The organism is Gordonia sp. NPDC003950 (assembly GCF_053605205.1).
The window spans coordinates 1-15,756 of record NZ_JBSGIT010000006.1 but is presented as its reverse complement, the minus strand read 5'-3'; the positions used below and the strand labels follow the sequence as shown (position 1 = coordinate 15,756).

General features: G+C 66.4%; 11 protein-coding genes. 2 read left to right on the top strand and 9 right to left on the bottom strand.

Going from position 1 to position 15,756, the window contains the following annotated elements; all coding sequences use genetic code 11:
• Positions 1-13 precede the first annotated feature (13 nt).
• From ACWETB_RS06650 to glf, 8 genes are all read right to left on the bottom strand, one after another.
• Positions 14-556 (bottom strand): DUF732 domain-containing protein, encoded by a 543-nt coding sequence (locus ACWETB_RS06650; RefSeq protein ID WP_348807288.1) that lies wholly within the window; start codon positions 554-556, stop codon positions 14-16.
• A 284-nt stretch (positions 557-840) separates the two neighbouring features.
• Positions 841-2,313, bottom strand: coding sequence for an alpha/beta hydrolase-fold protein (locus tag ACWETB_RS06645; RefSeq protein WP_449742581.1), 1,473 nt, complete (start codon positions 2,311-2,313; stop codon positions 841-843).
• Between the two features lie 289 nt (positions 2,314-2,602).
• Positions 2,603-3,631: an alpha/beta hydrolase gene (locus tag ACWETB_RS06640; RefSeq protein ID WP_452210089.1), complete on the bottom strand. Its 1,029-nt coding sequence runs from the start codon at positions 3,629-3,631 to the stop codon at positions 2,603-2,605.
• 318 nt (positions 3,632-3,949) lie between these two features.
• Positions 3,950-6,364 carry a flagellar motor control protein ZomB gene (zomB, locus tag ACWETB_RS06635; protein ID WP_452210087.1) on the bottom strand — a complete coding sequence of 805 codons (2,415 nt, stop codon included), beginning with the start codon at positions 6,362-6,364 and terminating at the stop codon, positions 3,950-3,952.
• Entirely contained in the window at positions 6,351-7,271 is a 921-nt protein-coding gene (locus ACWETB_RS06630) for a decaprenyl-phosphate phosphoribosyltransferase (protein ID WP_348810172.1), read from the bottom strand. Before ACWETB_RS06630 ends, zomB begins: the two co-directional genes overlap by 14 nt.
• Entirely contained in the window at positions 7,268-8,005 is a 738-nt protein-coding gene (locus ACWETB_RS06625) for a phosphatase PAP2 family protein (protein WP_425476276.1), read from the bottom strand. Before ACWETB_RS06625 ends, ACWETB_RS06630 begins: the two co-directional genes overlap by 4 nt.
• Entirely contained in the window at positions 7,986-9,884 is a 1,899-nt protein-coding gene (locus tag ACWETB_RS06620; RefSeq protein ID WP_348810179.1) for a glycosyltransferase, read from the bottom strand. Before ACWETB_RS06620 ends, ACWETB_RS06625 begins: the two co-directional genes overlap by 20 nt.
• 86 nt (positions 9,885-9,970) lie before the next feature.
• The gene (glf, locus tag ACWETB_RS06615) at positions 9,971-11,188 is read right to left on the bottom strand and encodes a UDP-galactopyranose mutase (RefSeq protein ID WP_348810171.1); all 1,218 of its coding nucleotides are present in this window, start codon (positions 11,186-11,188) and stop codon (positions 9,971-9,973) included.
• Between the two features lie 112 nt (positions 11,189-11,300).
• Here glf and ACWETB_RS06610 point away from each other — a divergent pair, with 112 nt between their 5' ends.
• Positions 11,301-11,978 carry a GAF and ANTAR domain-containing protein gene (locus ACWETB_RS06610; RefSeq protein WP_348810169.1) on the top strand — a complete coding sequence of 226 codons (678 nt, stop codon included), beginning with the start codon at positions 11,301-11,303 and terminating at the stop codon, positions 11,976-11,978.
• 6 nt (positions 11,979-11,984) lie between these two features.
• On the opposite strand, the gene ACWETB_RS06605 is transcribed toward ACWETB_RS06610, so the two are convergent.
• Positions 11,985-13,547 carry a SpoIID/LytB domain-containing protein gene (locus ACWETB_RS06605; protein ID WP_348810168.1) on the bottom strand — a complete coding sequence of 521 codons (1,563 nt, stop codon included), beginning with the start codon at positions 13,545-13,547 and terminating at the stop codon, positions 11,985-11,987.
• Positions 13,548-13,822: 275 nt separating this feature from the next.
• Between ACWETB_RS06605 and ACWETB_RS06600 the strand changes: the two genes are divergently transcribed.
• Positions 13,823-15,349, top strand: coding sequence for a peptidoglycan recognition protein family protein (locus tag ACWETB_RS06600; protein WP_452210314.1), 1,527 nt, complete (start codon positions 13,823-13,825; stop codon positions 15,347-15,349).
• Positions 15,350-15,756 lie beyond the last annotated feature (407 nt).

Here is a 15,756-nt window from a genome sequence, read left to right as displayed (position 1 = left end):
GGTGATCCCGCGCTCAACAGTAGTAATCCTCGGCGGCCTTGATCACCTTGTCGGCCTTGGCGTTGGCCTCCTGCGTGCTGTTGGTGCCGGGCGCCACCAGCGCCACCACATACCCCTTGGTGGTCACCGGATCGGTGTTCTTGCGTTGGGCCTCACACACCCAGATCGCGACGCTCAACGCGACGCCGTTGTCCTCGTCGCCGAGCAGGGTGACGTTCTGATCGCGCAGGGCCTGCAGATACCGCTTGGCCTTGGGATCGAGGGCCTGACCCGACGGTGCGACGAACGAACCCGACGCCGCCGCGGTGGTACGCGGTGCCGTGGCGGGCAGACTCGAACCAGCGGTAGTCGATGTCGCCGAATCGGGGGACGAGGAGTCGGCGGCGGCCGACGACGAGGGCGCACTGGACGACGCCGAGTACAGCGAGGTGGTGGTGACCGGGTTGCTGGTGATCGGGGCACTCGCGGTCGAATCATCCGAACACGCCGTCAGCGAGCCGAACGCCAACGCGGCGCCCATCATCATCAGGCCGAGCCTGAGGTACTTGGTCATCATCACTTGGTCATCATCACTTCGTCATCGCTTCCACGTCTCGCGCCGTGAAAACAGCACGGCACAAACAACATCGGGCCAACGCTCACCGGTCGGTGTGCGGACCGCCAGCGCAAGGCTACCCAACACCTCCGACGAATCCGGCCGCGGGAACACGTGATCTGCGGAAAACCCATGGATTCCACAGAGAGCTCTCAGGCCCGGCACACTCCGATGTCCCCGGGATCACACGCGGGAGCCGCCCCACGTGGTGTGGAGCGGCTCCTGCGTGTTCATGTCGGGTTCGGTCACCGGGCGAGTACGGCACCTCCGCGCGGTGTCCAGTTGATCCGACCGTGCTCAAACGTCTGGAACTTGCCGCCGTCGCGCCAGTTCTGTTCGTCCCCGGTGGGCAGGCCGAGCTTGCCGCCCGGTCCGCCGGCACCCGCGTAGGCGCCGCCGATGGCCCCACCCACCACCTTCGGGCCCTTGGGTCCGGTGATGATGCGTCCGCCGGCGAAGTCCTGTGCCCGACCGCCTGGCACGGCGTACTCCGGCGTGAGGCAGGCACCGATCCGGGCGCGGTCGGCGACCTTCTTGAACGCGGCGCTGGGACGGCAGCTGACCTTGTCGCCGGACAGGCCGAGTGCGGCGGCGGCCTGCGGCCATGCCTGATGCATCTCGAACTCCCAGTACGGCCAGGTGTGGGTGCCCGATGCCCGGTAGACGGCCTGACCGGGAATCCCCAACTGGTTCAGCTTGATCGCGAACTGCTGCGAGGTGACCCGGGAGAGTAGTTCCAGGCCGACGCCGGAGTAGTTGGTGGCCAGCATCGGGATGTCCGACGGTGAGTCGTGCGGGCCGATCATTCCGTTCCCGGAGGAGATATAGAGGCTGGTGCCCTGGAGCTTGTCGGCCAGCAGGTAGGGATCGTGTTCCTTCCAGGCCGGATCGCTGGGCGGCCCGAACATCTTCATCGCGTCGTAGCCGCCACCGTCGCGCAGGGCGAACTGAATCGCCTGCGGCATGCCGTAGGACGTCATCTGAAGGATGCCGGAGAACGAACCGGCGAACTTGTAGAAACCGGGATTGCGGGCCGCGAGCATCATCGCCGCGGAGCCACCCATCGACAGCCCCTCGATCCCGCGGACGTCGGTCGACCGCCAGTCGCCCTCCAGGATCGGCGGGAGCTCATGGATGAGGAAGGTCTCCCACTTGTAGGTCTTGCCCTTGTCCGGCTGCTGCCAGTCGGTGTAGAAGCTGGATTCGCCACCGATCGGCAGGATGACGTTGACGTTCTTGTCCTGGTAGAAGTTCACGATGTCGGTGTTGATGATCCAGCCGCTCTGGTCATCCTGGGCACGCAGGCCGTCGAGCATCGTCAGTTGGGCGAACTTGGCCCGAGGATTGGCCCACCAGTCGCGGGCGAGCAGGATCTGCACCTGGATCTCGGTGTTCATCGCCGGCGAGAACACCCACAGGGCGACCCGGCGGTCGGTGTACCAGTACGTCTTGGTGACGCGGGCGGGTGCCGTCGCCGCGGGCGCTGCGGCCGGCGCGGGACTGGCCGCCGGGGCCGGAGATTCCGCCGGTGCCGGGGAGGCGGGTGACGGTGCCGGGGAGGTCGCCGGTGGCGCGGCCGGCGCGGGTGCCGGTGCGCCGTGTGCGGTTTGCTGCCCGATCAACGTCCACGCCGCTGCCACCACGGCGATCACCACCATCGTGATGATCATTCGGACGGGGTTGCGCCACCGTGGCCGCCCCGCACTCGCTGTTCGCATTCCCTTGAGCTCCTTCGCACCCCGACGACCCGTCGCCACGGGGGATTGTCCTCCCGAACACCACATGAGTCACAAAAATCTCACTGGTGTCATTTAGCCTCAGGTGTTTCTTACACGGTCATGCGCGTCGGGCGGGGACGCCACGCTGTGGCAGATGAGATTTTTGTGACTTCTGTGATCTAGGCGGACAGATGTAGCGTCCCGACCCGGTGACCGGCCGATGCGAAGACCCCGGCCGGAACCAGTGGTTCCGACCGGGGTCGGTAGAGCAGTTGCCGCGTCTAGCGGATCAGCGGAAGAAGCCCTGTGCGTAGGCGTTCCACACCATGTCCTGCCAGTAGCCCCAGGCATGGGTGCCGTTGGCGTAGTGACTCATCACCGGCAGACCGTTGATCAGTGCCAGCCCCTCGAAGGCCTTGGCCTGGGTGAAGGCGAGCACCTCGAGCGTCGAACCCTTGAAGAGGTCGTCGAACACGTTCGGCAGTGCGTTGTACCGACCGAACAGGCCGTTACCCGAGCCGACGAAGATCTTCATCCCGTGCATCCGGTTGATGAGCATCGACGGGTCGTTGTCGTACCAGCGCGGATCCCACGGCGGGCCCCACATCGCGTCGACGTTCCACGGCGCCGGTGCGACGTCGAGCATCGCGAGCCGGATCATCGTGTGCATGCCCGGGGCGCTCAAAAAGTTGTAGCCAGACAGCGAGCCGGCGGCGTAGTAGAGGTCGGGGCGGTGCGCGGCCAGCGACAGCGCGGCGTTACCACCCGAGGAGATACCCATGATGGCGTACTTGCCGTTCTTGCCCTTGTAGCCACGCTGCTTGAGCGCCGGCACCAGACGATTCTGGATGACGCATTCCCACATGTACCGACGCTGCTGCCCGTTGAAGTTACTGGGCGCATTCCAGTTGGTGTAGAAGCTGGCCGGGCCGCCGATCGGCTCGACGACGTTGATGCCTCGCTTGACCAGTTCCTGGATGTTGGTGTTGATCTCCCAGCCGGAGTAGTCGTACTGGGCGCGCATACCGTCGAGCATGATGACGGTGCGCTGATTGCCCGGCTTGAACCAGGTGCGGACGTTGACCCGGCCCGGTGCCATCGACTTGTTGCCGAACGCCCCATTGGTGGGCATTCCGCAGGCGTCGATACTGAAGTTGTTCTGGAGGCCGGTGCCGTTGATCCGGGCATCCGCCTGACCGGAACCGGCAACCACTCCCACAAGTCCGGCCACCGTCAGCGCGGCGACCACGACCGCCACCAGCCGACTGCGGAGCCGGAACCCACCGGTCGCCTTCGGTCTCATCTCACCTGCACCCATCGACTGAAATCTCCCTCTGTCACCGGTGTCACGGACCCGTCAGATCGGTCCGCCCACGCCGGATTACAACGACGACCTCCGGTTGACCCCCAACACCACATGCTCGTGCGATCGCTCGCACACGACTTTCGGCAGCCTATGTGAGTTGCCGAACCCTGACAAACTCTGTGATCTCTCTCACATCGCTCTCAGGTTGGTGCTGACAGACGTCACCGGACGTCTTGTTCACGGTCGTTCTATCGATCGCGCCGCGCGGCACGTTACCGATTCGAGATCATTTCTCGCAAGTTCTGTGCGCGACCCGTGCGAGACCGCGCATCACCGCGGGTTGAGACGTTCCGGCATCTGCAGGCCACAGCGCTGGATCTCGTATTCGGGATTGCGATTGATCCGGTAGTCGGTGAACCCGAAAGACTGCACCAGATTGCGCTTGAACCGCGACCACGACCACGGCTCCTCGAACGAGGCGAACCGGTCCTGGGTGGCGGGGCAGGTGAGAGCCACCTGAGCCTGACGCACCACGTCCTCGTCGAGGTATCCCGGCAGCACCGGCTTGCGTGGGTTGGCACCGGCCTCGGCGACCACCCACTCCGACGGCAACACCTTGTCGTGCCCGATGCGGCCGTCCTCGAGCCGCTCGGTGTGAGCGGCCAGCGGGTACGCCAGGCCCATCTGATCGACGACGCGCACGTCGAGCGGCGCGTTCATGCTCGTCATACCGAGATTGAGGAAGTACACCGTGAGTTGCCGCTTGTCGGCCGGGGTCCGCTCCGGCAGCTTGGCGATGTACCACTCGTCGTAGTTGAACGACGCCAGCAGTACCCCGCCCTCGGTGCGGTACTTCTCGATGTTTTCGACCATCGCCTGCATCCGCGGGTAGTGCAGATAGTCCTCGGCGGTCACCGGATTCTCGTTGCCCATGTTGGTGACGTAGAAACGGCGTTCGTCGACGATGCCGCTACGACCGATGTCGATACCGGCATTGGGCAGCACGGTCTCGTGCGCGGCGACCGCCCAGATCACCGTCGCGACCCACATGCCCAGCATCAGGGCCGAACCGACCAGCTGAAGTCGCGTGCGTCGGTTGCGGTCGGGGTCGGTGCCGGGCTGATCGGAGGCCTCGGAGTTGATGTCATCCGCTGGGGCGTCGGCATCGGCTGCGATGTCGTCGACCGCGTCGGTATCGGCTGCGATGTCGTCGGTGTCTGGCTGCTGCTTCGCGCCCGGGGTCCGCCGGAATGCGGCGAGGATGCCGTGGACCGGGATCGTCACCGGGATGACCATCAGCGGCAGCAACAGGATGAACAGCGGGGTCAGCAGCACTCGGCCGTGCATGAAGTCGCCACCCTGACGCAGCCAGTACACGAAGACGACGGCGCCGGCGAGCAGTACTGCGATCACCACCGCACTCGGCGTCTGCAGGCGCGCCGACCAGCCGGCCACGCGCTCGCGCCGCGACTGCGGGCGAGCAGGCGTCGGGGCGGCGGCCGTCGGCCGGGATCGCCGCAGCCGCACACCGACGATCAGCACGATCCCGGCGACGAACGCCAGGATCACCGGCAGAAGCAGCGTGTACGGGCCGAACAGGTTGGCCAGGTAGAGGAATCCCTGATGCCACTTGGAGCCGCTGGCGTCCTTGGCCACCGCCGGATTCGGGACCAGCAGCGCGTAATAGCCCATCCGGAAGATCTGGTAGCCCACCGGCAGCACCGCGGCCACCACGACCACACCGACGCGCATCCTCCATCCGAGCGGGGCGAGAAACACCAACATCAGGGCGATGCCGCCGACGATGGCGAGTTCGGGGCGGATCAACGGTGCCAGACCGGCCCAGAACGCGAGGAACAGCGTGGCCGCGGCACCCCACCGGGTTCCGTCGTCGCCGGAACGTCGTCGGCTAGGCCGCCTGCTCCACGACACCAGCAGGCACCACAGCGTCGCCGCCCAGAAGATGCAGAGACCGTTCTCCAGTCCGCTGGTCGCGAAGTCTCGGGCGGGCGGGAGAGCGATGTAGATGATCGCGCCGAGCGGCAGCAGCAATGTGTAGCCGTCGCCGGTGATGCCACCGAGGCGGGTCCCCATGAGTCGGGCCGTGCCGTACATGGCGATCGGGATGGACGCCACCGACAGCACCAGCGCCACCCACAGCGCGACGTACTCGAGTTGGCCGTCGGTCACCCACGCCCAGAACCACAAGAGGTAGGTCCAGGCGGTGGAGGTGTTGGCCTCGACCCGCTCCCCCGCGTTGAACACCGGACCGTTGCCGGCGAACAGGTTGCGAAGGGTACGCAGGACGATGAGGCCGTCGTCGGCGATCCAGCGACGCTGCCAGGCACCGATGGCGAAGAAGGTGGTCACGGCGACCGTACCGATCAGGAAACTGATCGCGGCGGTCCACTCGCGGCCACCCCAGCGGCGACGCGGCTTGGCGCCCTCGTCCTCACTGACAGCGCCCTCGTCGTCACCGACAGCGCTCGACTTCTCACTGACAGCGCTCGATTTCTCACTGACAGCGCCCTCGTCGTCACTGACAGCGCTCGATTTCTCACTGACGGCGCTCGATTTCTCACTGACAGCGCCCTCATCGTCGCTGACAGCGCCCTCGTCGTCGAGATTCAGTCGCAGCCACCGCGTCGGGTTGTCGTCCGGCTCGGGCTGGGCTCTGCGCGCCGAACGCCGCGACGCCTCGTCGGCCGTGCGGCGGTCGTCGGCGGGTCGATCAGGAGACTGCATAGACCGCGACACCCACGCATACTATCCAGGCCACGGCCAGGACCTGCAGTACGCGGTCACCCAGCGCGATCTCCTCGGGTTCACCGGCCTCGCCGCCGTCCACGTCGACCGCATACCGCAGGATCGCGATGGTGAACGGCACCATCGACAAGGCGTAGGCGACGTTTGTGTCGTGGTCGGAGTTCTTGTCGAAGGCCCACAAACCGTAGAAGAGGACGACCGCGGTGGCCGCGAGCGTCCAGACAAACCGCAGGTACGTGGTGGTGTAGTACTGCAGCGCCTTGCGGATCTTCGCTCCTGTGCGTTCGGCGAGTTGCAGCTCGGCGTAACGCTTGCCGGCGGCCATGAACAGCGACCCGAACGCCATGACCAGCAGGAACCACTGCGACAAGCGGATCTCGGCGGCAACGCCACCGGCGATGGCCCGCAGCAGGAAGCCCGACGACACGATGCAGATGTCGATGACGGCCTGGTTCTTCAGACCGAAGCAGTAGCCGAGCTGGATCACCAGATAGATGGCGATGACCACCGCGGTCTGCCAGTTCGCGACGAAGGCCACCGCGAGCGATCCGGCGCCGAGGATGACCGCGAGGGTGTAGGCCAACGGCACCGGGACGACGCCGGCCGCGATGGGGCGGAAACGCTTCGTCGGGTGATTACGGTCGGACTCGACGTCCATCGAGTCGTTGACCAGGTAGATGCACGACGCCACCATGCAGAAGGCGATGAAGGCGATGCCGGCCCGCCAGAGGACGGTGGAGTCGGTGATGTTGCCCGCGGCCAGCGGCGCGGCGAGAACCAGGACGTTCTTCACCCACTGACGTGGACGGACCGCCTTGATGAGCCCCGCGGTCAGGTTCTTGGGCGGACCAAGGACCTTCCCGTGCTCGATCGGCTCCTCGCTCATGCGTTCTCCCTGTTGCTGAACTTCCCACCGACCAGTTGCGACATCACCAGGCGGGCCGTCGATCCCGGCACCAGTGCGAGCGCACCGAGGCGGGCGGCCACGCCGGCGAGCCGGGTTGTGGTCGGATGGCGGGCCGCGGTGTCGGCGGCGCGCTCGATGAACTGATCGCCGACAACGACGGCACCGGCACTCAGGGCACCGATCGCCGCACCGGCGGCGACGTCGCTCGGATAGTGCACACCGAGTACCAGTCGCGAGGTGAGCATAGGCGGCACCAGCGCGGCCGGGAGCAGGTAGGGCGGTAATCCGGCGGCGCGACCGATCAGGATGGCCGCCGCCGTCGTCGACGTGGCATGCGACGACGGGAAGCTCAATCGGCTCGGCGTCGACACCCCGACGACGATGCGCGGGTCATGTGGTCGCCGGCGCCGCACGATGCGCTTGATGATCACCGACGCGGCGTGGGCACCGAAGGCACCGACACCGGCCTCGATCCAGCGGCGCTGGGCCACCTCGTCGTCGCGGCGTACCGCCAGCGCCCAACCGATACCGCTGATCGCCAGCCACCCCAGCGAATGCTCGCCGAAGTGCGAGAGCCCGCGCGCCGCGGGCAGCACACCGGGCCGATCCGCGAGAGCACCTTGGATCGCGACGAGGGCCGCCGCCTCCCCGGTGGGTGCCGGGCCGATCACACTGACCGTGCTGACGTCGCTGTCAGTCGATTCCGAAGACACCCGCCCAGCTCTCCTTACTGGTCAATTCCTGATGTTTGCCGCGATAGAGCTCGCGCATCTCGTCGAATCGCTCGTTCAACTCCCGGACCAGGGCTGCCGACTCGCGGGCCAGGGCGATCATCGTGTCCCGATCACGCTTGCGGTAGACCACGCCCCGACCGTCGGCGGTGGTGACGGTGACGCCGTCGACCCGGCCCAGCGAGAACCAGCGGGCCTCGATGGGCGGGTAATTCGCCTGGGGCACTTCGTGATGCCGCGGGTCGGCCGGACGCATGTTGTTGACCACCACACCGGCGAGCGCCCGCAGCTTGGCCACCGCGCCCTCTGGGATGTTGGTGCCCAGATGCGTTGCCTCACCACTGGTCCGGGGCAGTTCGGTCGCCGACGGCAGGACCACCGCGTCGGAGAACTGCTTGCGCATGCCGGCCACCTTGGGCAGCGCGGTCGGCAACAGCGAACGGATGTGATCCGGACCGGCCAGGAAGTCCCGGATCGCCTCGTTCTGGATAGCGACGGTCGAATACTCAAGGCACAGAAGATGTTTCGCTGTCGCCTTGGCCATCGACTGCAAGATGCCCTTGATCGGGCCGTCGTGATGGATGGACGCGACGACGAGCCGGTTGCGCAGGTGGAAGTACGCCTGCCAGTCGATGGCGTCGTCCTTGTCGCTCCACGCCATGTGCCAGATGGCAATTCCCGGCACCGTCGCCGTCGGATAGCCGGCTTTCGCTGCGCGCAAAGCGAATTCCCAGTCATCCCACTTGATGAACAACGGCATCGGCAGGCCGATCTCCTCGGCGCACTGCCGCGGGATCATGCACATCCACCAGCCGTTGCCCTCCACATCGATGCGCCGATGCAGATTCTTGGAGTTCTCGCGGTCACGCAGCGGGTACTGGGCGAAGTTGTGGTCATACTCGACAAACGGCGCCGCCGTCCACATGAAGGTGTGGTGATTGATGACCTCACCCATGCAGTGCAGGTGGCTGCGGTCCTGCAGGTTCAGCATCTGCCCACCGACGAGCATGGGGGATTTGGCAAATCGCGACATCGCCAGGGCCCGCAGGATCGAGTCGGGTTCGATGGCGATGTCGTCGTCCATGTACAGCACATACGGACTGTCGGTCAGTCGCAGCGCCTCATACATGATGCGCGCGTACCCGCCCGAACCACCGAGGTTTCCCTGATCGAAGATGCGCAGTCGCTCGCCGAGCGCTCCGGCGGCCTCGGCGTAGCCGGGTTCGTCGACGACCTTGCGGGTGCCCTGATCGGGCATCAGGACGGCGTCGATCACCTCGTCCACCAACGGATCCGAGGTGAGGGCGGCGAGCGCATTGACGGCATCGGTGGGCCGGTTGAACGTCGGGATACCGACGGTGACCCGCTTGGTGTCTGCCGGTTGCGGGCATTCGATCGCCGAATACCAACCGGCGGAGACGATTTCGGTCTCGGTGTCGGTGGTGATGTCGAACCAGATCCAGCCGCCGTCCTCGAACGGCCCGAGGTCCAACTCGAATTCGATGACGCCACGGCCGTTCTCGTCGGTGGCGATCAGATCCCCGCCGATACCGATCCGGGAACCGTCGACCTTGGAGCGGTACAGATCCACCCGGCAGGTGCCGATGACCTCAACACGCAGCACCACCGTGCTCAGGACACTCCAGCGGCGCCAGTAGGCGGCGGCGAAGGCGTTGAAGTAGCTTTCGAAGCTGACCTCGGACTCGGCGCCGAGAACCACCGAGGTGCGGCTCGGCGAGTGTGCGCGACGACTGTTGCCCCACGATTCGACGAGGTACAGCGACCGCACGTCGACCGGTTCACCGGGCCGCGGGAAGATCACCCGCTGCAACAGTTCGACGGCCTTGGACTCCTCGGCCATGGTGGTCTCGGGCTGTGTTTGGGTCACGGTCACTGCCTTGTCTTCTCCACTCCGGCCTGCTTCACTCCGGTCTGCTTCACTCCGGTTCACCGGCCCGTCAACGATGCGCCGTCGGCCAGGTGCGGTGCCAGCGTGTTCTCGAACATGGTGAGCGCGCTGGCGATCGCCATGTGCATGTCCAGGTACTGATAGGTGCCCAGGCGCCCACCGAAGAGCACCTTGGCCTGCACCGTCTCGGCCTTGGCCAGATCCCGGTAGGTGGCGAGCATGTCGCGGTCCTCCGGAGTGTTGATCGGGTAATACGGTTCGTCGTCGTCGGTGGCGAATCGGCTGTACTCACGCATGATGACGGTCTTGTCGGACGGATAGGTGTCCCGCTCGGGATGGAAGTGCCGGAACTCGTGAATCCGGGTGTAGGGCACGTCGGCGTCGTTGTAGTTCATCACCGGGGTGCCCTGGAAGTCGCCGGTCGGCAGCACCTCGGTCTCGAAATCCAGGGTGCGCCAGCCCAGCCGCCCGGCCGAGTAGTCGAAGTACCGATCCAGCGGCCCGGTGTAGACGACGGGCGCGTCGGGGTTGGCGGCGCGGACCGCGTCGCGGACCTCGAACCAGTCGGTGTCGAGCCGGACGTCGATCCGCTCGTCGGCGGCCATGTTCTCCAGCCACGCGGTGTACCCGTCGACGGGCAATCCCTCGTAGGTGTCGTTGAAGTAGCGGTTGTCGAAGGTGTAGCGCACCGGGAGGCGGGTGATGTTGCCGGCCGGCAGTTCCGTCGGGTCGGTCTGCCACTGTTTGGCCGTGTAATCACGGACGAAGGCCTCGTACAGAGGGCGACCGATGAGGCTGATCGCCTTCTCCTCGAGGTTCGTCGCATCCGCGGCGTCGATCTCGCTGGCCTGCTCGGCGATCAGCGCACGCGCCTCGTCGGGGCTGTAATAGCGGCCGAAGAACTGGGCGACCAGGCCGAGTCCCATCGGGAACTGATAGGCCTGTCCTTTGTGCATCGCGAAGACGCGATGCTGATAGCCGGTGAAGTCGGTGAACCTGTTGACGTACTCCCACACCTTCTTGTTGGACGTGTGGAACAGGTGTGCGCCGTACTTGTGGATCTCGATGCCGGTGGTGGGTTCCGGTTCGGAGTAGGCGTTGCCGCCGAGGTGATGACGCCGCTCGAGGACGAGGACACGTTTGCCCAGCTCGGTGGCGGCGCGTTCGGCGACGGTGAGGCCGAAAAAGCCGGATCCGACGACGATCAGGTCGTAGCCCTGGTACGAGTCAGGAGCTGCGCTGCTATTGGATGCCACGGGTGTTCAGCGTAACGGACCGAACCTGAGGATTCGCCGACCCACGAGGCAACGGCTGCGCGTCGTACCCTTATGGAGTTGGTTTTCTCTGTCTCGGCGAGGAGGACTCGAGTTGACGACGGACATGACGTCGCTGATCACCACCCTGGTAAACGAGCTGCGGATACGCAGTGACGGTGCCGAGGACGTGCTGCGTGCCATCACGGCGGCTGCGGTGGGAACCGTGCCGGGCGCCGACGAGGCCAGTGTCACGGTGGTCACACGACGACAGATCGAGACGCCGGTCGCGGTCGGCGCCGGTGCTGCTCGCTGTGACGACATCCAACGCGAACTCGGCGAGGGACCGTGCGTGCGGTCCGCGGTCGACGACGCCACCGTGTCGATCACCGACATGACCCGCGACGAGCGCTGGCCCCGGTTCGCCGCGGCCGCCGCACAGGCCGGGATCGCCTCGATGCTGTGCTGCACCCTCTACATCGACGGCAGCGACTTCGCGGCACTCAACCTGCACAGCCATTCCTCCGACGCGTTCGACGCGCAGGCGCAGGCGCTCGCGGAGGTATTCGCGGCGCACTGCTCGACGACGTTCGCCGCGGTGCGAGAGAAGGAACAGTTGCGTCGTGCCCTGTCGTCGCGTGATCTCATCGGGCAGGCCAAGGGCATGCTGATGGAGCGGTACCGCATCGACGCCGACGCGGCGTTCTACCTGCTGGCCAAGTTGTCCCAGGAGTCGAACACCAAGCTCGTCGATGTGGCCGGCGGCGTGGTGGCCGCAGGTCCGGGGAGCTGACGCCCGCTACCGCAGGACGTTGCGCTTGGGGAAGCCCAGCACCGGGATTCCGCCGCGCGCCTGATACCGCGCGAGTCCTTGCCCGGCGAGTGCGTGCGCGCCGGTCTGCTGCGAGAAGAACATCATGCCCTTCTGGAACAGCTGGGTGACGCCCGCGCCGTCCGGGGTCAGCGTCGGCACGCCCAGCGCCTGGCCGAGTGGTCCGGTGATGCCACCGAGGTCGCCGGACAGCCCCTGGAATGCGCTGGTCGCCGCGCTGAGGAGATCACCGGCACCGGGCAGGAGCTGGTCGGCGAGCCCACCCAGGGAACCGAGATCCAGCGACCCGGCCCCACCGGCGGGTCCGGTCGGCGGTTTCACGATCGCCGGCGGCGTCTGTTGACCCTGGACGGAGAACCACGACGATTTCAGACCGAGTTTGGTCCGCGCCTCCTCGCCGGTCGCCTCCACGCTGCGGCCACCACCGGTGGCACGCACCTTGAGTGCGCGGCCGTGCTCGGCGCCGAGACCGTTGGCCTCGATCACCTCGAACTTGTCGAGACTGCCCAGCCCGAAGGCCGCGGCCACCGCACTCGGGCTCACCGTCGCGGTCCAGTCGTGGTTGGGCGATCCGGCGTCACCGTCGTCGACCACCGCCGGGAACTTGCCGCCGGCACTGAACCCGCCGGTGGATGAGGAGAACTCGGTGAAGGCGGGTTGACCGTTCTGTAGCCGGATCTGGCCCGCGGTGGCATCGGCCGCTGCGTTGGTCCGCGGGTCCTCACCCGCGACGGCCCCGTACACCTGGGAGTTCTGCGTGTCGTCGATCTTCTTGCCGCCGGCGATCGCGGCCAGGGCGTAGCTGCGCGCGACGACCGCCTGCGCCTTGAGGGCCTCCATGCCGCCGGAGTCGGCCCAGCCGGGGATGCTCTCGCGCGGGATGACGCCCTTGACGTAGTCGTCGACGTTGAGTTTGTTGACCACGCGGCCGCCATCGAGCCCGAGCGATCCGCGGTAGGCGGCGTTGGAGCCGCACAGTTTGAGGAATTCGTTGGCGGGCCGGTTCGGCGCGGCGTTGACCGGATCGACGAAGGGTTGGGTCAGCGGCACCGAACGGATCACCGAGCCGCCGCAGCCGGAGAGGATGTTGGCCATGTTGCCCGCGAGGCTGACCGCCTGGCCGGCTTCGACGGGCTGCCCGCCAACGCGCATACCCGCATCGGAACGGACGCTGACACCGCCGACGTTGGTCAAACCCACCTGGATCTCAGGGTTGGCCGGACGTCCGGCCGTGGTGTTGCCGTAGAAGTGCTGCAGGATCTGCTGATACGACCAGCCGCGTTTGGCGTAGCCGTACGCGCCGTACTGGCCCATACCGCGGCCGTGGCCGTATCCGTGACCGATCAGGGTGATCTCCGAGCCCGCGGTGAGACCGATGTCGGGTGCGCGGTCGGCGGTGGTCCCGACCAACGCGATACCCCCGACGAGCGTCAGTGCGGCCGCCGCCCCGATCGCCGATGAGGTGCGGCGTCGACGCGCCAGACCGGGGCGAACCCGGGTCGTCAACGCTCGTGTCAGGCGAGTCGCCATCGCTCGAACACACCTCCCCCTTCGGCCGGAACACCGCAACCGGCTGTTACGGATGGTGTTTATGTGACTCAAGTGACGATAGACAAGTCTCTTGAGAATCACCAACCACAGGAGATAACAACCACATCACATGTTGTGGGTACGCGGCGTGGGGTCGGCGCGTCGTCGACGTCGGCCGTGGAGGATCAGCGCGGCCGGTGCGGACGAGAGCCCACCGGGCCATACCGACGTGAAGGAGTGGACCACCCGTGCGATACCCGCGACGCAGACCCTCGATGATGATCGCCGCCATCGCCGTGATCGTCGGGGCGGGCTTCCTCGTCGACGCCGGCGCCCAGCGATCGGCGGATATTCGCGCGGTGGACACCCAACGCAGCCTCGAGGACGCGCCGACCGACGCCGTCGAGAGCGCGACGGTGAAACTCCGCGATGTCCCGGCCACCGCACTCGACCTCGCGCGATCCGGCTTGGGCCGGGCGGGGATCACCCTGCCCCGCCTCGATTTGTCGCAGATGCCGGTGGCCGATGATGTGCCTGCTCCGGCCACTTCCACACCGTCCGGTGCAGCCCCTTCGCCGTCGACAACTTCGCCGTCGGCAACTTCGCCGTCGACAACTTCGCCTTCGGCTGCGAGCGGTTCACCGTCCGGCAGCGCCCCGTCGGGGCGTCGCCCGGTAGGTGCACTCGTGAAGCATCTTGTGCGGGACACGCCGTTCAAGATGGTCGGATTCACGTGGACCAGGCCGGTGTGGAATGCCGACGAGCAGACGATGTTGCTTCGGGCCAAGCAGCCCAATGGACGCTGGGGCGACTGGATCGAGCTCGAACCGATTCACACATCGGGTGAGCCGTCGGCGCGACAACCGGGCGGCACCGAACCCGTGTGGGTGGGCGGCGCGAAGGAGATCCAGGTCGCCTTGGCCGCCGACGGTCTCGCCATTCCCGCGACGCTTGCCGCCGGCGACACCGGCAGCGGCCTCCTCGATCTCGTCGTCGGCAGTGGCGCCGAGATCGTGAAGAACCTCGCCGGCACGGTCTTCCCTGAGTTGACCGCGACCCTACTCAATCCGGACAGCCTGCTCTCCCTCGGATCGTCGATGCTGACGACGCTGTCCGGTGGTCCTCAGGTGATCTCCCGGGCGGCGTGGGGTGCCGATGAGTCCATCCGCTGCTCTCAGCCGTCGTTGTCTCCGACGTTGCGTGGCGCGATCGTGCATCACACGGCCGGGAGCAATGACTACACACCGCAGCAGTCGGCGGAGATCGTCCGGGGTATCTACGCGTATCACGCACGCACTCTCAATTGGTGCGACATCGGCTACAACGTTCTCGTCGACAAGTACGGCCAGACCTTCGAGGGCGCATTCGGCGGTCTGGACCGCAACGTCGAAGGCACGCATACCGGCGGATTCAACCGTGACACCGTGGGACTGTCGATGATCGGCAATCTCGACGAGATCGCGCCGAGCGGACCGATGATCGCCTCGGCCGGCCGGTTCCTGAAGTGGCGCCTGAACCTGGCGGGACTGAATCCTGCGGGGACTGCCGACCTCACGTCGGAGTACTTCTCCGACAGCAAGTTTCCCGCCGGAACCCAGACACACATGCCGATGATCGCGGGACACCGGGACTACAACAACACCTCCTGCCCGGGGAACCTGGGCTATCCGGCGTTAACGCAGATCCGCGGCCTGGCCGGGGCGATCGCCCCGCCCCCGGCGGAGACACAACCCGAGATCGCACCGAGTGAGACCGAGCCAGTTGCACCGACGAATCCACCGGTGATCGCACCGGCGCAATAGTATTCACTCACTTGCCCTCACGGCAGGCTGAACCCGCCGAGGCATCTCACGCTGCGCACCCCTGCGACGTGGGGCCGTCGAGCGCACGACACCTCTTGTCGGCGTCTACATTTCACTGTGGATTTGTCAAAGAACGGATGCGGTCCCAGCCGGGGCCGGGTGCGGGTTGGTTGGTCTGTTGTCTATCTGTGGGCTTTATGGGCGCTGGTAGTTCCCTTATCCAGCTGCTCGATCCGAGCCCCCATCTCCCCGGTCGAGCCCCTTTGCCAGCCGGTCGAGCCCCTTTGCCCGTCGGTCGAGTCCCTTTGCCCGTCGGTCGAGTCCCTTGCCCGTGGGTCGAGCCGGTGAGGAGCGCTAGCCGCCGCGTTGAGCTCCGTCGAAACGACGAGCCGTGTCGTTTCGACGGA

Coding starts and splice junctions, on each gene's coding strand:
- ACWETB_RS06650 (WP_348807288.1), bottom strand. CDS start 556: ATGATGACCAAGTACCTCAGGCTCGGCCTGATGATGATGGGCGCCGCG.
- ACWETB_RS06645 (WP_449742581.1), bottom strand. CDS start 2,313: ATGCGAACAGCGAGTGCGGGGCGGCCACGGTGGCGCAACCCCGTCCGA.
- ACWETB_RS06640 (WP_452210089.1), bottom strand. CDS start 3,631: ATGGGTGCAGGTGAGATGAGACCGAAGGCGACCGGTGGGTTCCGGCTC.
- zomB (WP_452210087.1), bottom strand. CDS start 6,364: ATGCAGTCTCCTGATCGACCCGCCGACGACCGCCGCACGGCCGACGAG.
- ACWETB_RS06630 (WP_348810172.1), bottom strand. CDS start 7,271: ATGAGCGAGGAGCCGATCGAGCACGGGAAGGTCCTTGGTCCGCCCAAG.
- ACWETB_RS06620 (WP_348810179.1), bottom strand. CDS start 9,884: ATGGCCGAGGAGTCCAAGGCCGTCGAACTGTTGCAGCGGGTGATCTTC.
- ACWETB_RS06605 (WP_348810168.1), bottom strand. CDS start 13,547: ATGGCGACTCGCCTGACACGAGCGTTGACGACCCGGGTTCGCCCCGGT.
- ACWETB_RS06600 (WP_452210314.1), top strand. CDS start 13,823: ATGATGATCGCCGCCATCGCCGTGATCGTCGGGGCGGGCTTCCTCGTC.